Genomic DNA, 20033 nt, shown 5'->3' on the forward strand with positions numbered 1-20033 from the left:
AAATTTAAGACGCGAATATCATAGAATGATTTTCATGCAGAAAAGTTAGTAATAACAATTAAAGAATATAAAACAATAAAGTATCTTGCAGCTTCCCAGAGAAGAAAAGATTGGAGATTATTTTTAAAGATTTAATAAGATAAAATGAAGTTTCAAAAACGATTTGGTAATAGAAAAAGAACAAATTCCAAAAGAGGATTGTTTTTAGTAATACTTTTAGCTTTAGCATTATACTTGTTTTTTAATGCAGATAAAATCTTATCTCGAATTCTATAATGAAACCATTCAAATTTAAAGAGTTTACAGTTCATCAAGATAAAGCAGCTATGAAAATTGGTACAGATGCTGTTTTATTAGGTGCGTGGAGTGATATTAATTTCTATCCTGATTCAATTTTAGATGTTGGCTCTGGTACAGGAGTCATTGCGCTAATGTTAGCACAAAGAACAGATGCAATGACTATAGATGCTATCGAAATTGAAGAAGAAGCATATGAACAATCTGTAGAAAATTTTGAACGTTCAGATTGGGGAGATCGTTTGTTTTGTTACCATGTATCTTTTCAGGAATTTGCTAACGAAATGCAAGAAGATGAAGAAACTTATGATCTAATTGTTTCTAATCCACCTTTTTACAATACAGATTATCATTCAGAAGATGAGTCAAGAAATAAAGCTAGATTTACAAAAAGTGCATTATCGTTTGAAAGTTTATTAAAAGGTGTAAGCCAACTTTTGAGTCAAGCAGGAGTTTTTAATGTTATAATTCCTTTTGAAGAAGAACAGAAGTTTATTCAACTAGCTCTTAATTATGATCTTTTTAATACTAAAGTTTGTCGTGTTAAAGGAAATGAAACTTCAGAAATAAAAAGAAGTTTACTTGCATTTTCTTTTGAAGAAAAAGAAGTAATTGAAGAGGAATTAATTATAGAAAAAGAAAGACACCAGTATACTGATGCCTATATCGATCTAACTAAAGATTTTTATTTAAAAATGTAGCTCTAAATTATACTGTTTTTTAAAAAGGGTAGGGTTTTTTTGAGGTAAAATGTTTAATAATTATAAAACTATTTTCAAATTAAACTTAACCTCTTTTAAAAAAAATGAATAGCAACTTTTTATACATTATTTTTGTGTCTGTTGCCTTATTTTTAACATCTTGTCAAAATACAGGAGATACAACTATAGTAACTACTCCAGTAAATTTGCAAGCTAATTTATCTGAATGTTTTTGGTCACCTTTTAGTCAGGGAGCAAATTTTATTTTATCTATTGATTTTTCTAATAATAACGTTGTTGTTTATAACAGTGATAAAGAAATGGTAGATAAGGGAAATTGGGCTTTTATAGAAGGGAAATTTGTATTATCAAACTTAGGATATGTCTTAGCTAATTACAATGGAGTATGGGAGATAATTATTAATAAAGAAACCTTTTTTGAATTGCAAAAAGAAGGAGTAAAGATAAATTTCGAACAAGATTGTAGTTCTAATAAAAAAAGTTATTAGGCTATTTAATTAAATAACCTAATAACAATTAAAAAGAAATTTTTTTAAACCAAAGAGAGTATATATTACCCCCTTATACTTTCTGGATTGTATCCTAAATAAGGTACATCTTTTTCAATGAAAATTACACCATAGTCTTCTAGTTCCTTTAAAATAGGCTCATACACTTCTTTATTTATTGGTAATTGAACCCCTGTGGTTGTAATTTTCTTGTTTAATATCTGTAAAGTAGCAATAGCTACAGGAAGTCCTACTGTTTTAGCCATGGCTGTGTAAGTTTGATCATCACCTTTTATAACCATACTACTTTCTATTTGATGCTTTCCTTTTTCATCTTCATAACCAAATTTATGATGCATAACTATCATGTCTTTGTCATCTGGTTGTAAAGTCCAAGAATCCATTAAGATTTTTTGAAGAATTTGAGCAGGGCTAGCATTTACTAAACCAATTTTTTTGTTAGGATTAAAAAGATCTAATTCTATAAATTTAGCCCACATTAAATCATCTTGATCAATTTTTAAATATGAACGAAACTTTAATTCTACAGAGTCGGAAGGAGAGTATGCTAAGAATAAGTTTGTAAAATCTCTGTAACTCATGTGTTCAGAATTTTCTATAGTATATGTGTCGTCCGTCATACCCAATTGCACAAAACTATTCCAAGCTCTAGAAAAACCAACTTTACGAATTGTACCCCTGTACATGGTTGGAATATTTTCTAAACCGTAAATACTTCGATACTTTAAAGAATCTCTATTAGCGTAAGCTTCAAATTTTCCACTTCCATTAATTGTTAAAAATTCAGTTCTTCTAAATAATTTATGGTAAGGAATATATTTATAAGTTCCTTCTTGAATAAACATAGAAGCGCCTCCCTGTCCAGCTAAAACAACATTTCTTGGATTCCAAGTAAATTTATAATTCCATAAGTTATCATCACTTTCAGGAGCAACTAAACCACCGCAAAAAGACTCAAAAAGCAACATTTTTGCTCCTTTTTCACGTATTTTATGAATTACTTGCATAGCACTCATATGATCTATTCCAGGATCTAAGCCAATTTCGTTCATAAAAATTAATCCATTATCCTTAACTTGTTGATCTAGTTCCTGCATTTCTTTGGAAATATATGAAGCAGTAACCATATGTTTTTTAAACTCTAAACAATTTTTAGCTACCTCTATATGTAAGTGTGCAGGCAACATTGAAATTACAATATCTGAATCTTTAATTGCAGCTATACGTTGTTCTTCATTAAAAACATCCAAAGTAATGGCTTTTCCATTAGGATGATTATTTATTTTCTTTTGAGCATTTTCAATAGAAATATCTCCAATCGTTATTTGTAAATTCTCAGAATTAGATTTGTCTAATAAGTATTTTATTAAAGAAGAACTAGATCTTCCAGCTCCAATAATTAATATTTTTCTCATAAAATAATGCAGTACTTTTGTAAAAAGAACTAAGTTTTTTAGTTGTTTAAAGTTTGAAATTTAACAAATATACTAAATATGTATAAAAATTTAACACTAACTTCAATTATTGGTGGATTAGCAGTCGTGTTAGGCGCTTTTGGAGCTCATATATTAAAAAATAAGTTGAATACAGAAGAGATGGCAAGTTTCGAAACAGCAGTACGATACCAAGTTTATCATGTAATAGTTTTACTTATAATTAATTTAAGTCATACTTTTTCATCAAAAGAAAAGAAAATTATGACTTATTTATTTTTATTAGGAATTTTGTTTTTTTCAGGTTCAATTTATGCGATTTACTTAGCAGAAATTTCTTCTAAAAAGATATGGTTTATAACTCCATTAGGAGGTTTAATATTAATATTAGGTTGGCTTTATTTAGGTATAATATTTTTTAAGAAATCAGCCTAAAATTAAAAAAACAATAAAAAAATAAATAGACTAACCTGTTTAAACAAAAAGGTTTATTTTTGTCACAAATTAAACACAACTTAAAATTACAGAGATGAATAATCTTGACACGAAAACGATTTCGTTAGAGTATCTTGGTATCAAGAGCAATAATGTTCGTTATCAATTAACTTCTGAGGAGTTACATAATTTAACTATAGAAAAAGAACAAGGAAAGGAAACTGTATTTGGGGCATTAGCTGTAAATACAGGTGAATTTACAGGTAGATCTCCTATGGATAGATTTATAGTTAAAGATGATATCACTAAAGATGAAATTTGGTGGGGAGATATCAATATTCCTTTTGAATCAAGTAAATTTGATAAACTATATGATAAAGTAACGACATATCTTTCAGATAAAGAAATCTTTGTTAGAGATAGTTATGCTTGTGCAGATGAAGATTATAAATTAAATATACGAGTTGTAAACGAGTATCCATGGAGTAACATGTTTGCTTACAATATGTTTTTACGACCTAGTCAAGAGGAATTAAATGGTTTTTCTCCTGAATGGACTGTAATAAATGCACCAGGTTTTATGGCTGATGCAGCTATTGATGGAACTCGCCAACATAATTTTGCAATTTTAAATTTTTCTAGAAAAGTAGCTTTAATAGGTGGGACTGGTTATACTGGAGAAATAAAGAAAGGAATTTTCTCTGCATTAAACTTTATTTTACCAGTAAATAAGAACACATTGCCTATGCATTGTTCTGCAAATGTTGGTAAAGATGGCGATACCGCAATTTTCTTCGGATTATCTGGAACAGGTAAAACGACTTTGTCTACAGATCCAAACAGAAGTTTAATCGGAGATGATGAACATGGATGGACTGCTGAAAATACAGTATTTAATTTTGAAGGAGGTTGTTATGCTAAAGTAATAGACCTTTCTCAAGAAAAAGAACCTGAAATTTATGGAGCTATTAAAAAAGGAGCAATCCTTGAGAATATCATCATGAACGATAAAGGGGAAGTAGATTTTGGAGATACCTCTATTACACAAAACACACGTGTAAGTTATCCGATTCATCATATTGAGAATATTAGAGTACCATCTACAGGAAAGAATCCAAAGAATATCTTTTTCTTAACTGCAGATGCATTTGGAGTGTTACCTCCAATATCTAAATTAACTCCAGCTCAAGCTGCTTACCACTTTATTTCTGGTTACACAGCTAAAGTTGCTGGAACTGAAGCAGGGGTTACTGAACCTATGCCAAGTTTCTCAGCGTGTTTTGGAGCTCCTTTCATGCCATTACATCCAACTCGTTATGCTGAAATGTTAAGTAAAAAAATGATTGAGGCAAATGTAAATGTTTGGTTGGTAAACACTGGATGGTCTGGTGGACAGTATGGAGTTGGTTCTAGAATTGCTTTAAAATATACAAGAGCCATGATTAGTGCTGTGTTAAATGGTGATTTAGGAGATTATACTTACGAAGATTATCATATCCATTCAGTATTTGGAGTAGCTCAACCTAGAACTTGCCCTGGAGTACCAGATAAGATTCTAAGCCCAAGAGCAACTTGGAATAATGATGAATTATATTATGAAACTGCATTTAAATTATCGAATGCATTCAGAGAAAATTTCAAAAAGTTTGAAGAATATGCTAATGAAGAAATCAGACGTGGAGGACCTCAACGTTATGGTTACTAACATATTTAGTAGTTGTTAAATATAAAAGCGGTTGTAGTAATACAATCGCTTTTGTATTTTATAATCTTAAACAGTGAAAAACTCATTTATTATTGTAATGATTAACGTATAATTATTACTTACTTTTATATTAAAATTCAATCAAATGGTTATTCAAGGAAATATTGTAGATATTTTAAATAAAAAGATTTTTAAAGGAGAAATTGTAGTTGAAGAAGGTAAAATAAAATCGATAACAGAAAGTAATCATAATGTAGAGAATTATATTTTACCAGGTTTTGTAGATGCACACATTCATATTGAAAGTTCAATGTTAGTACCTTCTGAATTTGCAAAAATTGCAGTAACTCATGGAACAATTGCAACTGTTTCAGATCCGCATGAAATTGCAAATGTTTTAGGAGTTACAGGAGTTGATTTTATGATTGAAAATGGGAAAAAAGTTCCTTTGAAATTTAATTTTGGAGCGCCATCATGTGTGCCAGCAACTTCTTTTGAAAGTGCTGGAGCAGTTATAGATTCTGGTGATATTAAAAAACTTTTAGAGAATCCTGATATTAAATATTTAGCTGAAATGATGAATTACCCGGGAGTAATTTATGAAGATGCAGAAGTCATGAAAAAAATAGAATGGGCAAAGCATTATAATAAACCGGTTGATGGTCATGCACCAGGGTTAAGAGGTGAAGATTTAACGAAATATATCTCCGCAGGAATTTATACAGATCACGAATGTTTTACTTATGATGAAGCTTTAGAAAAGCTACAAAAAGGAATGAAAGTAATTGTTCGTGAAGGTAGTGCGGCTAAAAACTTTGAAGCTTTAATTGATCTTTTACCAGAACATTATGAAAACATGATGTTTTGTTCAGATGATAAACACCCAGATGATTTATTATTAGGTCATATCAATCAATTGTGTGAAAGAGCTGTTGCGAAAGGAATTGATGTGTTTAAAGTTTTACAAGCTGCTTGTATAAATCCGGTATTTCATTATAATTTAGATGTAGGTTTATTAAAAGAAGGAGATGAAGCTGATTTTATTGTGGTTGAAAACTTAGAAAAATTTAAAGTGCTACAAACTTACATTGATGGAGAATTAGTAGCAGAAAACGGAAAATCCAATATTACTTCTGTAGATTTTGAGGTTTTAAATAACTTCGATACCGATAAAAAACAAATCACTGATTTCGAATTTCATTCAGCTTCAGAAAAAATAAGAGTTATTGAAGCCTTAGATGGAGAATTAGTAACAAATGAAATTGAAGAGAATTCTTTAATCAAGAATGGAAATCTAGTTTCAGATGTAGAAAATGATGTTTTGAAAATGACGGTTGTAAATCGTTATCAAAACTCAGAACCAGCTATTGCATTTATCAAAAACTTCGGACTAAAAGAAGGTGCTATTGCAAGTTCAGTAGGACACGATTCTCACAATATTATTGCTGTAGGAGTATCTGATGAAGCGATTTGTAAAGCTGTGAATTTAATTATCGAAAATAGAGGAGGAGTTTGTGCAGTTTCAAACACTGAAGCAAAAATAGTATCGCTTCCTGTAGCTGGGATTATGAGTGATTTGTCTGCTGAAGAAATCGGGAAATCTTATGCTGAATTAGATCAAATGGCTAAAGATTTAGGAAGTAAACTAAGAGCGCCTTATATGACTTTATCGTTTATGGCATTACTAGTAATCCCATCTTTAAAACTTTCTGATAAAGGGTTATTTGATGGTAATTCTTTTAAATATACTTCTGTGGAAATAAAATAAAAGAGAGCACTTTTTTAAAGTTAGCTCTCTCTTTATTTGTTAAATTTAAAAACACTTTTTTTTACAAGAGTTACCATGTAGCTATGGTTTTTGTATCTTTAAACACAACTTGACCATACTCGGTAATTTCAAATTTACATTCTAATGTAGAATTTTCAAAGTTAGCATTAAGCTCTCCGCTAAATTGTTGAATTCCTAAATTTTTCCATATAGTTTGGTTTGGGTTTTCAGGAGTCATAGTTCCACTTCCTAAATCAAGTCCATCAAAGTTTAATGAAGTTGTTATGTTGTAAGTAGTAGTGTCAATAGTATATGATATTTCAAGTCTCTCTATATGGCTAGTTCCTTTGATTAGGTTTGTTTGTACATTATTTGACATTGTTTTGATTTTTTACTGTTATTGAATTGTTGAAATTCTAAATTTTATTCAGCAGCCGAATCTAAATTGAAAGTCGAACCTTTTACAGGAACTTTCTCATCATGTTGTCCTTGAAAAGAAAACCCACCTTCACCACTCCAATCTGCTTTTAAAGCCATATTTGCTTCAAAAGGAAATTCTAATGGAGTTAATTTATTCTCAGAAGGAATATGTCCTTGTAAACTAATTACTCTTACAATATCGTTTAAACCAGTTGCATATACTGTTCCGCTTACTTTACCAGAGTATGATTTTTTATCTGTTCCTACGTTGATTTTTACAGTTCCACTTACAGTGTGTTTATCGGAATGAACTAATAATGAAAAATTAACGACTGTTGCTAAAAGGTTAGGAGCAAATCCCATTAATCCTTTGAAATAAACTGTTTTTGTTGCTAAAGCTGTAGTTGCCATAATTTTAAATTTTAAGTTTGGTTAGTATTAAATTTTAGGAGTATTAAATAGCGGCTAAGTTTCCGTGTAATCTTGGATTTAATATTCCTGCTGTTATTGTGTAGATATATCCTTCTGGACCTTTTTGAGCAAAACCAATAATTCCGTATTCACCTTTTTGATAGATTTGATTAACTCTTTCATCAAAAGGTTGAGTATCCCATCCGATTACATCAGATTCTTTTACTACAATTGTTGTTTTTGGATAATTGATGTCAGTAGGACAGAAGATTGTAATTTCAAAACTAGCATCTTTACCTTCTTCAGTTTCTAAAAACCAAGTTGGTGTAGCTGGAGCATCTTTTCCTTCTCCTGGAGGAATTGGTAATTTTACTTCTTCATTAATAGGAAATGATCCTGTTCTTAATGTTCCATTACTAATTGAAGTTACTTCACAGTATAATTTTGATCCGTCTGCAGCTCCTGGGTCGTTTTGACTTAAAGCTGATAATTGAAATGTGTTTTTTGAAGCCATAATAAGTTTTTTGTGGTTAGTAAATATTACATGAAACAAATATGCTAGCGTGTTATTTCTGATGTAAAATTACTGTGAACAAATAGGTTGCAGACTTTAAATGGAATGAAGGACGTTTTCTTTTCCATGTAAAAGGAAAAAAATGGAATAAAAAAATAAGTAGTATGAAGAATGAAGCAATCTATTTTTATAAATAGCTAAATCACTTCAGTAGAAAAAGAAAGAAAAATGTTATTTAAGAGTACGGACTTTTTTAATTAAGTCTTTATAGCGTTCGCTAAGCGTAACATGATGTTTTCCTTGTAATACAATAAGATTATCCGAAGGAACAATTTCAACGATCTTATTAATATTTACGATATAATTTCTGTGTGTTCTACAAAAAGAATTCGGGTCTAAAAGTTTTAAAATCTTAGTAAGGGAAATAAGAATTACGAATTTTTCTTTTTCAGTAATTATATTGCAGTATTTCTCTTCAACTTCAATGTAAATAATGTCTGTAAGTAATACTTTTTTTAAAGATTTTCCTTTTTTAATAAATAAACTATCTCCACTAATTACAGTATCTTCTTCTTCAGTGAAAAACACATCAGACTGATCGTAAAATTTTTCAATTGCCATTTCAATAGCATACAAAACCTCTAGTTCATTAAAAGGTTTTAATAAAAAACTATAAGGTTTGGTAAGTTTTGCACGCTCAAAAATTTGTCGATCTTTTGAGCTTGTTAGAAACACAAACGGTTTTGCAGCTTCCGGAACAGTAGTAATGGTTTCAGCAAAAGTAATCCCTTCAGGAACACCGTTTAAAAAAATGTCTACAATAAGAATATCAACCTTCACTTTATAAAATAAAGCTAGAGCTTCTTGAAAAGTTCTTGCAATTCCACTAACAGTATAATTATTTTCTTCTAAAAGTTTTACAAGCTTGTTGCTTTCTTCAACTGTATCTTCAATAATTAGTACGTTAATGTTATCCATTAGTAGTAGTTTTAGGTAAAGATACAATCATTTTCGTACCTTTTCCTAATATACTCTCAATATTGAATTTTCCATTGTTTTTTTGAATCATAGATTTCACTAAACTTAAACCCAATCCGGTTCCCAAAACATCTTCATGTTCTTTTTTATTAAGTAAAGCAGAATCTTTTAGTAATTCTAATCTAGTGGTTTCACTCATTCCTAAACCAGTATCTTCCACAATTAAATTCCAAAAATTACCAGATTCTTCTGCATAAATAGTTATCGCTCCTTTTGGTTTTGAGAACTTAATTGCATTATCAATTAAATTTCGTAATACAATTTTAATTGATTCTTGATCAATTGCTACAACAGCCTTTTTCGAAACGGTATTTTCAAAATGAATTGCTTTTTCTGAAAGTAAGGCTTTGTAATTATAAGCAACGTGTTCTACTATGATAAATAATCGATGTGTATCTACGTGAAAATAACCGCCATCGGTTTGAAGTAAAGCCCAATTTAATAAATTGTCTAATAAGCCATAGGCACCGTTTACAATACCACTGTTTTTTTGAAGTAAATGCTCTAAAGCATCTAAGTTTTTAGACTGTAAATTATCTAATAAAACAGCATTGCTCCATTTTAAAGCATTTACAGAAGAACGTAAATCATGACTCACAATTGAGAATAATTTGTCTTTAGTAGCATTTAATTCATCTAAGGTTTCTTTTTGTTGAGCAATAATTCTATTGGCTTTTACTTTTTCTCTAAATAAATAAGCACCAACACCTAAAAATGCTAGTAAACTAATAGCTGAGATTAAAAAGATATTTCGTTGTGTTTCCTTTAATTTGTTTTCTATTTGTAAAAGATCTACTTCTTGTTGTTTAGCTGCAACAGCAAATTCTTTTTCTTTTTTAGCAACCTCGTAAATTCTATTTTGATTGTTTAAAGAATCTACCCAGATTTCCATTTCTTTTCTATAAATCAATGCCTTTTCAAAATCCTTACGATTTTGTTCAACTACAGACATGTTTTGAGTAGTATTTTTTTTTAATGTAAAATCATTGGTCTGCTTAGCTAATAAATAAGCTTTTTCAAAATAAGGAATTGCGATGTCATCTTTATATTGCTCATAATAAAAATTTGCAATATCACTATACGAACCTACAAGTTCTGAAGTATCTTTTTTCTGTTCTTGGTATTGTAGACTCTGAATTAAATAAGGTTCAGCTTTACTGTATTTTTTTAGATGTAAATATGCAATTCCTAGATTGTGGATAAGAGATTCTTTATTTATAAACTCTCTTTCATCATCTTTTATGTTTAATACTTCATTAAAAAAAACAATTGCTTCGTTATATTTTTTTTGTTCTAAAGCTATTTCTCCTAAATAAGTTTTTGTTAAAAGGTATAATTTAAAATCTTTTGGTATAAGCAGGTATTCTTTTTTAGATTCTAAGAAGATTTTTTTCGTTTTAAAACTAAACCCTCTCATAAAACGAGTGTAGTTAATTATTTGAGGATCTATGTTTTTTGATAAAGTTTTCTGAGAATAAACTATAACTGAGTCCCATTTTTTTTTAATAAAAAAATTTAAAGTCTTTTCAAAATCTAGATCTTTTTTTGGGGAATTACTAATTAATAAAATCTCATTATCAATTTTTTCTTTGTATTTGTTTTGAGAATAAGTTAAGAAAATATGAAAGAGAAATAGTAGGCTTAATTTAATTTGAAAATTCATGTAACTACTAGTTAAGTTACAAACTTATAAAAAAAAAACCTACTTGATTTCTTAATGAGTTTTTTAATTACCTCCTGTAGTTTTAACAGTAGTAACAGTCCCTCTAGATAATTCAGGATCTAAATCCATTAAAAACGTATTAATAAAATTAATATCATTTAAAGTTGGAGGATTAGGGTTAGAATGAATAGGGTTAGGAGTATAACCATTTTCTCCCCAAACTGTAGTGAAATTAAACTGGTAAGCTTTAAATTTTTGCTTTTTTTTCGGTTTAGAGTCGTAAATAATATAAAAATTTAAAAAAGGATCGCCATTGTTATCATAACTTAAATATTGCTTAATATGAGTATTTTTCTTTTTAATCGTAACAGAGTTATCTATAAATACGATCGAACTTACGTTTAAATTACCTTTGTTGTCTACTTGTGTAGCATTTAGTGGTTGTAAAGGTTTTATAGAATTTCTCTGGAAGTCAAAACTTATTTCAGAATTTAATTCATTAACTGTAAAATCTGTTATACAAATTCCAGCAGGATTTGTGATATCACTGCATTGTCTTATTTTAGTATTTTCCATAATAAAATTGGTGTTTGGTTAAATATTTTTATGTTTAAAAACAAATCAACTAATAATTTAAAGATTTTAAAAATTAAAAAGGCACAAGTGTAGTTGTTTATTGGTACAAACGTTCTTTTTTTAGGAATGAAACTAAAACCGTATGGCAAGTTTTTTTAATAAGCGTAAAGTTTCAACATACAACCAAATTAAAGTGATTAACAATCCCCAAGTAGCTAACCATTCTCGTTCTTTAGGATAACGACCAACTTGTTTGTCTATATGATAGAAATCGAGTAATAAAGAGAATGAAGCTACAATTGCGGCTACTACATTAAAACCAATAGCAAACCACGAAGTCCCCCATAAAGGCAAAGCATCAATTTTTAAAAGCCATAACACCCAACCAATAAAATAGAATAAAAAAATAGTAACAGAAGCACTAATAATTATTGCTCTAAATTCTTTGGTAACTCTAATAATTTTTAAACGATATAAAAAAAGCATTACAAAGAATGTGGTAATTGTAACTGCAATAGCTTGAAAAGGTAAATTAGGAAAACGTTTGTGAGCATAAGCGCTAATGCCTCCTAAAAACATACCTTTTGCAATAGCATAAATTGGGAGTAGGTATTTTACAGTATTATGTTTAAAAGATATAAATAAACTACAGCATATAGCAACAAACATACCAATAGCAGTATACCATTTAATAATAACTCCAGAGAAAAAAAGATGCCAAGTATATGAGGCTGTAATTAGGACAATGATAAGCATAGCAAAAGACTTTATGATTATTCCACTAATACTCATTTTACTTTTGAAATACATCTTCTGTTTTCGCCAGAAATAACGATTAAAAGCTGGGTTAGAAGTTCGTAATCCAAATAAAGGCATTCGTTTTTTATTGATTAGTTTTGTGTTTGTACAAAGTACAATAAATTTGAAGACAGAAAAAATCATATTAGGTATAGATCCAGGAACTTCCATTATGGGATTTGGGATAATTAAGGTCGTAGGAAAGAAGATGGAGTTTGTTCAAATGAATGAATTAATCTTAAAAAAATATACTGATCATTACTTAAAGCTTAAACTCATTTTTGAACGCACTATTGAACTTATCGATACATATAAGCCAGATGAAATAGCCTTAGAAGCTCCATTTTTTGGTAAGAATGTGCAGTCGATGTTAAAATTAGGACGTGCACAAGGAGTTGCAATGGCTGCAGGATTGTCTCGTGAAATTCCTGTAACAGAATATGCACCATTAAAAATTAAAATGGCAATAACTGGTAATGGAAAAGCGAGTAAAGAGCAAGTAGCTTTAATGTTAAAATCATTATTGAATCTAAAAACCTTACCTAAAAATTTAGATGCAACAGATGGACTAGCAGCAGCAGTTTGTCATTTTTATAATTCTGGAACAAAAGTAGGAGGGAAGAACTACACTGGTTGGGCTGCTTTTGTGAAACAAAATCCTAATAAAATAAAATAATAACTACGCTTTTTTTACATTTGTTATTCAACCAATAAACTAAATTCTATGATGAAAAAACTAGCCTTATTTTGCTTAATTTTTATAGTGTTATCATGTAAAGAGAAAAATGAAAAAGAGACAAAAAAGTATTTATCTACAAATAAAAAAGAAATTCAAGCAATGTTTAACGGACAAAAGTTTCCGTTTTCTGTTGTTAATGAAGATCTTTTTTTTCCTTATACCGGAAAAACAAACGAAGTTGGATTTTACTCTGAAAATGATAGTGTAAAATTTAAATTAGCTCCAAAAGATAGTATTCCTTTAACTTTTGTTATTAATAAAAAGGATAGTATTTCTGTATTAGTAATAGGAAAATCTAATTCAGCAGAGTTTTCAGATGCATACATACAAAAGCAAAAAGGAAAATATAAAGTATATGCGCCAAAAGTCCATGAATTAGTAAATATTGCTATCGCATTAACGGAAGTTGGAGCTAAGGATAATAATATGATACCTAAAGGATTTGATTATTATGAGAGAGTAATGGCGTATTTCGAGCCATATAAATCACATCCCTTAATAGATAGTTTAAACAATCATATTACAGAGGCTTATGGAATGAGTGGTAAAACTTATGAGTATTACTACAATATTAGAATGAATGCAAATATATATTCGTATAAAGATGGTAAAATAGTTAATGATTCACCATATAAAAGAATGAGTTTTGGAGAAGATAATTATTTAAACAATTTATTACCTTTATTAGAAGATTTCTCTGAAAAATCTAAATTCAATGAGTTTTATAAAGCTAATGAAACCTATTATAAATCATTAATTGATGATTATTATAAGTTGGTTCCAGTAGATAAAATGTGGCAATGGATAGAGAATAAATTTTCAGTTAAACACGATTCGTATAAAATTTATTTTTCACCTTTAGTGGGAGGAGCTCATAGTACAAAAACATTTAAAGACAATGGTTTTTCGGAAACACTAATGTTTGTTAACGGACCTACATTACCAGATCAATATTCAGAAAAAGAAAAGGAAGCCATATTGTCTAGAATTGTTTTTACTGAAATAGATCATAACTATGTTAACCCAACAACAAATAAATATCCAGAAATTAATTCATTATTAAAACCTTTAAATTGTTGGAATAAAAGCGAACAAGGTTATGGTAGTAGCTATGCTACATTTAATGAATATATGACTTGGTCTGTTTTTACTTTATACTTATATGATAATTTTAATGAAGAAGTTTTTAATAAAAGAAACACAGCTTTAGAAAATTTCATGATGTCAAAAAGTAGAGGGTTTATAAAATTTAAATCATTTAACCGTTATGTGTTAGATTGGTACAAGAAAAACCCAAATGTATCTTTAGAAAAGTTATATCCAGAAGTAATTCAATGGATAAAAAAACAAGAGTGTAATAAATAATTGGCAGGAATATACATACATATCCCATTTTGTAAGCAAGCATGTTATTATTGCGATTTTCATTTTTCTACTTCTTTAAAAACAAAAGAAGATATGATCAAAGCATTAATCTCTGAGTTAAAAATGCGTAAGCATGAATTTGATAAAGAAGAGGTTAAAACAATTTATTTTGGAGGAGGAACACCAAGTGTGTTAAATCAAGTAGAAATTGATTGTATTATTAAAGAAGTTTACGATAATTATAAAGTTATTGCTAATCCAGAGATTACTTTGGAGGCCAATCCAGATGATTTAACTTCAGAGCGAATTGAAAACTTAGCAAGTTCTTCTGTAAATAGATTAAGTATAGGAATTCAATCTTTTTTTGAAAAGGATTTAAAACTAATGAATCGAGCGCATAATGCGGAAGAAGCAAAAAGAAGTTTATCTCATGCGATTCGTAAGTTTGATAATATTTCAATTGATTTAATTTATGGAATTCCAAATACTACAAATGAAGAGTGGCGAGAAAATATTCAAACAGCACTATCTTTTGGAGTTCCACATATTTCAAGTTATGCGTTAACAGTAGAGCCCAAAACTGCTTTAGAAAGTTTTATTAAAAAAGGAGTAATTGATAATGTTGATGATGAATTAGCTCAAGAGCAGTTTTTAATCTTAGTTGATGAATTAGATAAAGCAGGATTTCAACATTATGAATTGTCGAACTTTGGGAAAGAAGGTTTTTTTAGTCAGAATAATTCAGCATACTGGCAAGGGAAAAAATATTTAGGAATAGGCCCTTCTGCACATTCTTTCAATGGAAAACAACGTGGTTGGAATATAGCGAATAACGCTTTGTATATTAAAAAAATAACAAAAGGTGAATTGCCATCTGAAATAGAAAGTTTATCGATTACAGATCGTTATAATGAGTATGTAATGACTGGTTTACGAACGATTTGGGGAGTGTCTTTTCAAAAAATTCAAGAAGACTTTGGGGCTAAATATTTAACATATTTAAAAATGCAATCAGAGAAATTTATTCTTGAAGATTTATTGTATATTGAAAATGAAACACTAAAAACAACGCGAAAAGGAAAGTTTTTAACCGATGGTATAGCTTCCGATTTGTTTAAATTAAATTTATCTTGATTACAACAATTCAATACAACTCAAAAAAATATCAAATAGATTTACTTAATCCAATAGATATTTCTATTCCTATTGATATTTCCAAAGGAAATGTAAACGCATGGTATTTAGATGAACCCAAGATTTATGCAGAACAATTTGGTGATGAGGTAATAAAAGTTTCAGAAGGAGCACCAGTGAATTTTAATTCTATTCAATTTAATCCTCATGCACACATTACGCATACAGAGTGTGTTGGTCATATCACAGAGAAAGTACATTCTGTTAATGAAAATTTGAAACGTTTTTTCTTTTTAACCGAAGTAATTACTGTAGTTCCAGAAACATTAGGGGAAGATGAAGTAATTTCTAAAAAGCAATTACAAATTGCCTTAGGAAATAAAAAAAGAGAAGCAATAGTAATTAGAACTTTACCTAATTTAGAAAATGAAAAAAAATCAAAAAGATATTCAAATACTAACCCACCATATTTGTTAGAAGAAGCAGCTGTTTATTTAAGAGAAAAAGGAATAGAACATTTATTAATTGATTTGCCTTCTGTAGATAAAGAAAAAGATGATGGATTGTTACTTGCTCACAATGCTTTTTGGTTTACTAATGGAAAAGTACGATTAAATGCTACAATTACAGAGTTTATATTTGTAGCAAATACAATAGAGGATGGAGCTTACTTTTTAAATTTAATGATTGCACCTTTTGAAAATGACGCAACACCAAGCAAACCTATTTTATATAAAATTTTAAATTAAACTTTATAGGCTTCTATAGTGCAAGTTAGTTTTTCTGTAACTCCGTTATGTGTTCCATTAATTACTATTTCCCAATAAATTGAAGCGTCTTCAAACTCCATGCTTGCTAATCTTTTGTTTTCAGGGAATTGAAATTCTACTTCAGAACTCCCTCTACTTTTTAAAGGTTTTATGGGTGATTTAAATATAGCTTCTGTATATGTTGTAGAAGAAGTTCCTCTGTTATCTACTACTTTTTCTACAATACGATAGTGAATTTTAGCTTTATTCAAACTAAAATTTCGAGCAGGTTTTACATAGCAAATAAATCCATTTTCTCTATTAGAAGTTTTTAAAGAAATATCTCCAATTCTACTCTTTTTAATTTTGAATTGAACATAACTTATTATTGCAGTCGCAATAACTAGTAAAAAAATATGAAATCCATGAAAATTAAAATTTAAGCCAATCAAGAAAAATATATATAAAGCAGCAATAATTAAAGCAATAATTAATGCGCTCGAAAAGTTAAATGCTAATTTTAAATCACTATGACTTTCCCCGATTTTATATTGTTCTTCGTTATTGAACTTATTAAAATAACCAGATATTTTAGTGGAATAATCTGAAGTGAAAAAAGATTTCATTCTTGTTAACACACCTCGGTCTAATTTTTCTAAATCTTCTTCATTAACATGAATTTTGGCTTCACAACTATATGAAATACTAACATTTTTTCCGGTATAAGATTCAATATAATCCTCATCTAAGTTAAATGAAAAAGGAATTTCATAAGCTTCGTCTTTAGTTAAAACTATTCTGTCATCAATTTTAAAAGTTACCAATTGTTTTTTTACACTCGACATTCTTCCGCGAGCTTCCAAATATACAATTCCATCAATATGGTCGATTATTAAATCTTCTTTAGGATGAATATTTAAAACCCCATCATATACGTTAGATGTTATAGTGCCAAAAACGTTAATACTGGCATTTAATATAGAATTGCTCATTGGTATTTTTCGTATAAATGATTAATAATTCCTCGGTAATTATCTCCAAATTTTTTGATTAGCTTATTTACATCAGTAATGCTAAATAAAGTTTCAGGTGTATTAGAGCTAGAAGCTAACTTTAATCTTTCATTTAAAATAGCTTGAAGTTTTTCTGGCTCAATTCCTTTAAATCGTATAGAATGGTATTCTTTTTTAGCTAATAAACAATCAATTTTTCTTCGCCAATGTGTAGTGTAAATTACTACTTTTTTTTGTTTTAATAATTGAACTCTGTTTGAAAAACTTAAATGATGAATACTATCTACAAAAACAATTTCTGAAGTATTTTTCATAACATCAGAAACTGATGAAGTAGAGTTTAAAAGAAAAATAGGATATTCAGGTAATATATGTTGTAAATATCTTAAATGGCTAGTTTTTCCTCTTCCTTGTTTTCCGATAAACTCAATAGCTAAAGAATTAGAATTCTTAATCTTATGAATTATTTGGTTGATATCAATATTTGGCAGAATTACCTGAGGAATATCTTCATGCAAAACTCCAGAAAATGGATTAAAAAGGAAGTTCTCTTTCAATAGAAATTAATTTACACGAATTTACTGAATTATTGGTAATATAAAAACCTGTGATTATAAATGCTTAATTGTGGGTTGTTATTTGTTCTCAATATATTTTTTTGGAAAAATTAAACATTATAGATTATTTCAGACTAATGTTAAATAAAATTCTTAAGTAATTCTTTATGAAGTTTTTTAATGACAGAATAAAAAATGAGGAATTATAAAATCAAAAATAATTTTAGTATTCTTAACAATACTAAAATGTTTGTGACTTTCATTGTGAAAAATTGGTCTCAATTAATGATATAAACTTATATTTATCCTATGGAATTATTGTTTTTTGGATTGGCTTTAGGTGCTGTGGTTTCTTATTTTGTTTTTCAAAAGTTTTCTCATGTGAAAAGCAGGAACTTAACAGAAAATCAATCTGTAATTTTATTAGATAAGATAAAAAAGGTTACTAAGCTAATTACTGTTGAAGGAGATTTTGCAGAGATTTATCACCATGAAGATACGCAGGGAAAATTTTTAGGATTAATTTCTAGTAAGAAAAAAGCAATTATTTTAATTAACGCAAAAACACATATTGGTTTTGATTTTAGAAAGATTAAAATGGAAGCTGATACAAAAAATAAAACAATTAAATTATCTGAATTCCCTCAGCCAGAAGTGTTATCTGTAGAACCTAATATTCGTTTTTACGATATACAAGATGGTTTTTTAAATAAATTTAATTCAGAAGATTTAACAAAAGTTAATCAAGCTGCTAAAGAACATGTGCTTCAAAAAATCCCGAATAGTAATTTAATGCATGCTGCAAATCACGAAGCGCTAGAGGCAATTGCGTTGATGAAAAATTTAATAGAAGCTATTGGTTGGAAATTAGATTATTCATCTCTTGAATTACCAAGTGGAAACATGAAATTATTAGAATAATGCATATAGAACAACTTAGAGAATATTGTATTCGTAAAAAAGGAATTACTGAAGAATTTCCTTTTGATGAAGTTACTTTAGTGTTTAAAGTAATGGGAAAAATGTTTGCTTTAGTTGGACTTAATCACTGGGAAAAAGGCGAAGAGAAAATAAATCTAAAATGCGATCCCGAAAAATCAGAGGAACTAAGAAGCGAATATGAAGGAATTAATCCAGGATTTCATATGAATAAAAAACATTGGAACACAATAACTATAAATCAAGATGTTCCAGATAAACTAATCTTTGAGTTAATAGATCATTCATATGATTTGGTTGTGAAAGGACTAACAAAAAAATTAAAAGAAGAACTCAAAAAAAGTTAATGGTTTTTTCTATATTGAGAAGGAGTCATTTTTTTTACAGCTAAAAATTTTCGATTAAAATTAGATAAACTACTATAGCCACATTGGTAGGCTATTTCATTAATAGCTACTTCTCTATTTTCTAAAAGTAATTTACAAGCGTTTTCAACACGAAGTTCATTTAAGAAAGTAAAATAAGTTTTATTGGTTCTTTTTTTAAAATAATTACAAAAAGCATTCTTAGTCATGTTTGCTTTTTCAGCAATTGTATTTAAGTCAATATCAGAACTAAAATTATTCATAGTATAGTTCATAATAGCTTGCATTCTTCTACCATGATTCTCAGTATATTTTTTAGGATAAATAAATTTTGAAAGCGGTTTAGAGTTTACTTTATTAAACTCATCTAATAATTTAAAAAAAGCAATAAAGCGATTTAAATCAGAAGTGTTTTTTAGAGAATGAAACAACTGAGTTATAATGATGTTAGGTTTGCTTATTTTTAGTCCGTTAGCTGTTTTTTTTAGTAGGTGTTTTAGAGAGTTAAAATCATCTAAAGAAAAGAAATCTTTACCGAAAGACTCTTCAGTAAAAAAAAGAGAAATCATAAATGAATTGTCTGAAGTCGAAGGGTCACTTTTAAAAAGATGAGGTAAGTTGCTACCTACTATAAGTACATCATTAGTGTAATAATGATGAACAGTGTCTCCAACAACTAAAGTTCCTTTTCCATTTACAATGTATGAGATTTGTATTTCTTCATGTTGATGTAATTTATCATATAAGACACCTTTGTCTTCTTGGTAAATTAAACCTAGGTTTTTCGGTTTGGGAATTTTAAATGGTAACACTTTCATAATAAACAATAAAATACTGTTAAGTATAAAATTAATAGATTTTAACTAATTAAGAACAAAAATGA

23 protein-coding genes are annotated in these 20033 nt (G+C 28.7%); 12 read left to right on the forward strand and 11 right to left on the reverse strand.

What is annotated here, in order from left to right; genetic code table 11:
* Positions 1-144: 144 nt before the first annotated feature.
* The 3 genes from ACSIGC_RS13295 (at position 145) to ACSIGC_RS13305 (ending at position 1507) form a co-directional block, all read left to right on the forward strand.
* On the forward strand, positions 145-276 hold the full coding sequence (locus ACSIGC_RS13295; RefSeq protein ID WP_442265297.1) for a hypothetical protein: 132 nt from the start codon (positions 145-147) through the stop codon (positions 274-276).
* Positions 276-998 carry a tRNA1(Val) (adenine(37)-N6)-methyltransferase gene (locus tag ACSIGC_RS13300; protein WP_442265298.1) on the forward strand — a complete coding sequence of 241 codons (723 nt, stop codon included), beginning with the start codon at positions 276-278 and terminating at the stop codon, positions 996-998. The genes ACSIGC_RS13295 and ACSIGC_RS13300 overlap by 1 nt, the downstream gene beginning before the upstream one ends.
* Positions 999-1102: 104 nt before the next feature.
* The gene (locus ACSIGC_RS13305) at positions 1103-1507 is read left to right on the forward strand and encodes a hypothetical protein (RefSeq protein ID WP_442265299.1); all 405 of its coding nucleotides are present in this window, start codon (positions 1103-1105) and stop codon (positions 1505-1507) included.
* A gap of 65 nt (positions 1508-1572) precedes the next feature.
* Here the strand turns inward: ACSIGC_RS13305 and ACSIGC_RS13310 are convergent, their stop codons facing one another.
* On the reverse strand, positions 1573-2943 hold the full coding sequence (locus ACSIGC_RS13310; protein ID WP_442265300.1) for a saccharopine dehydrogenase family protein: 1371 nt from the start codon (positions 2941-2943) through the stop codon (positions 1573-1575).
* A 78-nt stretch (positions 2944-3021) separates the two neighbouring features.
* Between ACSIGC_RS13310 and ACSIGC_RS13315 the strand changes: the two genes are divergently transcribed.
* The 3 genes from ACSIGC_RS13315 (at position 3022) to ade (ending at position 6869) form a co-directional block, all read left to right on the forward strand.
* Positions 3022-3396: a DUF423 domain-containing protein gene (locus tag ACSIGC_RS13315; RefSeq protein ID WP_442265301.1), complete on the forward strand. Its 375-nt coding sequence runs from the start codon at positions 3022-3024 to the stop codon at positions 3394-3396.
* 94 nt (positions 3397-3490) lie between these two features.
* A complete protein-coding gene (gene pckA, locus ACSIGC_RS13320; protein WP_442265302.1) occupies positions 3491-5101 on the forward strand; it encodes a phosphoenolpyruvate carboxykinase (ATP) in 1611 nt (536 codons plus the stop codon).
* A gap of 145 nt (positions 5102-5246) precedes the next feature.
* Positions 5247-6869: an adenine deaminase gene (gene ade / locus ACSIGC_RS13325; protein WP_442265303.1), complete on the forward strand. Its 1623-nt coding sequence runs from the start codon at positions 5247-5249 to the stop codon at positions 6867-6869.
* A 70-nt stretch (positions 6870-6939) separates the two neighbouring features.
* On the opposite strand, the gene ACSIGC_RS13330 is transcribed toward ade, so the two are convergent.
* The 7 genes from ACSIGC_RS13330 to ACSIGC_RS13360 all read right to left on the reverse strand — a co-directional run bounded on the left by ACSIGC_RS13330 (position 6940) and on the right by ACSIGC_RS13360 (position 12367).
* Positions 6940-7248 carry a hypothetical protein gene (locus tag ACSIGC_RS13330; RefSeq protein WP_442265304.1) on the reverse strand — a complete coding sequence of 103 codons (309 nt, stop codon included), beginning with the start codon at positions 7246-7248 and terminating at the stop codon, positions 6940-6942.
* 44 nt (positions 7249-7292) lie between these two features.
* Positions 7293-7700 (reverse strand): DUF1842 domain-containing protein, encoded by a 408-nt coding sequence (locus tag ACSIGC_RS13335; RefSeq protein ID WP_442265305.1) that lies wholly within the window; start codon positions 7698-7700, stop codon positions 7293-7295.
* 43 nt (positions 7701-7743) lie between these two features.
* Entirely contained in the window at positions 7744-8214 is a 471-nt protein-coding gene (locus ACSIGC_RS13340) for a hypothetical protein (RefSeq protein WP_442265306.1), read from the reverse strand.
* 231 nt (positions 8215-8445) lie between these two features.
* Positions 8446-9192 (reverse strand): LytR/AlgR family response regulator transcription factor, encoded by a 747-nt coding sequence (locus tag ACSIGC_RS13345; protein WP_299617500.1) that lies wholly within the window; start codon positions 9190-9192, stop codon positions 8446-8448.
* Positions 9185-10669, reverse strand: coding sequence for a tetratricopeptide repeat-containing sensor histidine kinase (locus tag ACSIGC_RS13350; protein WP_442265307.1), 1485 nt, complete (start codon positions 10667-10669; stop codon positions 9185-9187). The genes ACSIGC_RS13345 and ACSIGC_RS13350 overlap by 8 nt, the downstream gene beginning before the upstream one ends.
* Positions 10670-10978: 309 nt before the next feature.
* A complete protein-coding gene (locus tag ACSIGC_RS13355; protein ID WP_442265308.1) occupies positions 10979-11491 on the reverse strand; it encodes a hypothetical protein in 513 nt (170 codons plus the stop codon).
* 132 nt (positions 11492-11623) lie between these two features.
* Complete coding sequence (locus tag ACSIGC_RS13360; RefSeq protein WP_442265309.1) at positions 11624-12367, reverse strand: Bax inhibitor-1/YccA family protein; 744 nt, start codon at positions 12365-12367, stop codon at positions 11624-11626.
* Positions 12368-12413: 46 nt separating this feature from the next.
* Here ACSIGC_RS13360 and ruvC point away from each other — a divergent pair, with 46 nt between their 5' ends.
* The 4 genes from ruvC to ACSIGC_RS13380 are packed head-to-tail and all read left to right on the forward strand — an operon-like array spanning position 12414 to position 16276.
* On the forward strand, positions 12414-12965 hold the full coding sequence (gene ruvC / locus ACSIGC_RS13365; RefSeq protein WP_442265310.1) for a crossover junction endodeoxyribonuclease RuvC: 552 nt from the start codon (positions 12414-12416) through the stop codon (positions 12963-12965).
* A 48-nt stretch (positions 12966-13013) separates the two neighbouring features.
* A complete protein-coding gene (locus ACSIGC_RS13370; protein ID WP_442265311.1) occupies positions 13014-14393 on the forward strand; it encodes a DUF4932 domain-containing protein in 1380 nt (459 codons plus the stop codon).
* Positions 14394-15527, forward strand: a complete 1134-nt coding sequence (gene hemW, locus ACSIGC_RS13375; protein WP_442265312.1) for a radical SAM family heme chaperone HemW — start codon at positions 14394-14396, stop codon at positions 15525-15527.
* Complete coding sequence (locus ACSIGC_RS13380; protein WP_442265313.1) at positions 15524-16276, forward strand: cyclase family protein; 753 nt, start codon at positions 15524-15526, stop codon at positions 16274-16276. Before hemW ends, ACSIGC_RS13380 begins: the two co-directional genes overlap by 4 nt.
* Here the strand turns inward: ACSIGC_RS13380 and ACSIGC_RS13385 are convergent.
* Entirely contained in the window at positions 16273-17268 is a 996-nt protein-coding gene (locus ACSIGC_RS13385) for a hypothetical protein (RefSeq protein ID WP_442265314.1), read from the reverse strand. The two genes, ACSIGC_RS13380 and ACSIGC_RS13385, sit on opposite strands and share 4 nt — an antisense overlap.
* Positions 17265-17846: a hypothetical protein gene (locus ACSIGC_RS13390; protein ID WP_442265315.1), complete on the reverse strand. Its 582-nt coding sequence runs from the start codon at positions 17844-17846 to the stop codon at positions 17265-17267. The genes ACSIGC_RS13385 and ACSIGC_RS13390 overlap by 4 nt, the downstream gene beginning before the upstream one ends.
* 309 nt (positions 17847-18155) lie before the next feature.
* On the opposite strand from ACSIGC_RS13390, the gene ACSIGC_RS13395 reads away from it, so the two are divergent.
* Together ACSIGC_RS13395 and ACSIGC_RS13400 are read left to right on the forward strand one after the other, a co-directional pair.
* Entirely contained in the window at positions 18156-18767 is a 612-nt protein-coding gene (locus tag ACSIGC_RS13395; RefSeq protein WP_442265316.1) for a DUF4230 domain-containing protein, read from the forward strand.
* The gene (locus ACSIGC_RS13400; protein WP_442265317.1) at positions 18767-19132 is read left to right on the forward strand and encodes an MmcQ/YjbR family DNA-binding protein; all 366 of its coding nucleotides are present in this window, start codon (positions 18767-18769) and stop codon (positions 19130-19132) included. Before ACSIGC_RS13395 ends, ACSIGC_RS13400 begins: the two co-directional genes overlap by 1 nt.
* Here the strand turns inward: ACSIGC_RS13400 and ACSIGC_RS13405 are convergent.
* Positions 19129-19968, reverse strand: a complete 840-nt coding sequence (locus ACSIGC_RS13405; RefSeq protein ID WP_442265318.1) for an AraC family transcriptional regulator — start codon at positions 19966-19968, stop codon at positions 19129-19131. The genes ACSIGC_RS13400 and ACSIGC_RS13405 overlap by 4 nt on opposite strands.
* Between the last annotated feature and the right edge of the window lie 65 nt (positions 19969-20033).

The organism is Tenacibaculum aquaeponti (assembly GCF_052084715.1).
Classification (GTDB): domain Bacteria; phylum Bacteroidota; class Bacteroidia; order Flavobacteriales; family Flavobacteriaceae; genus Polaribacter.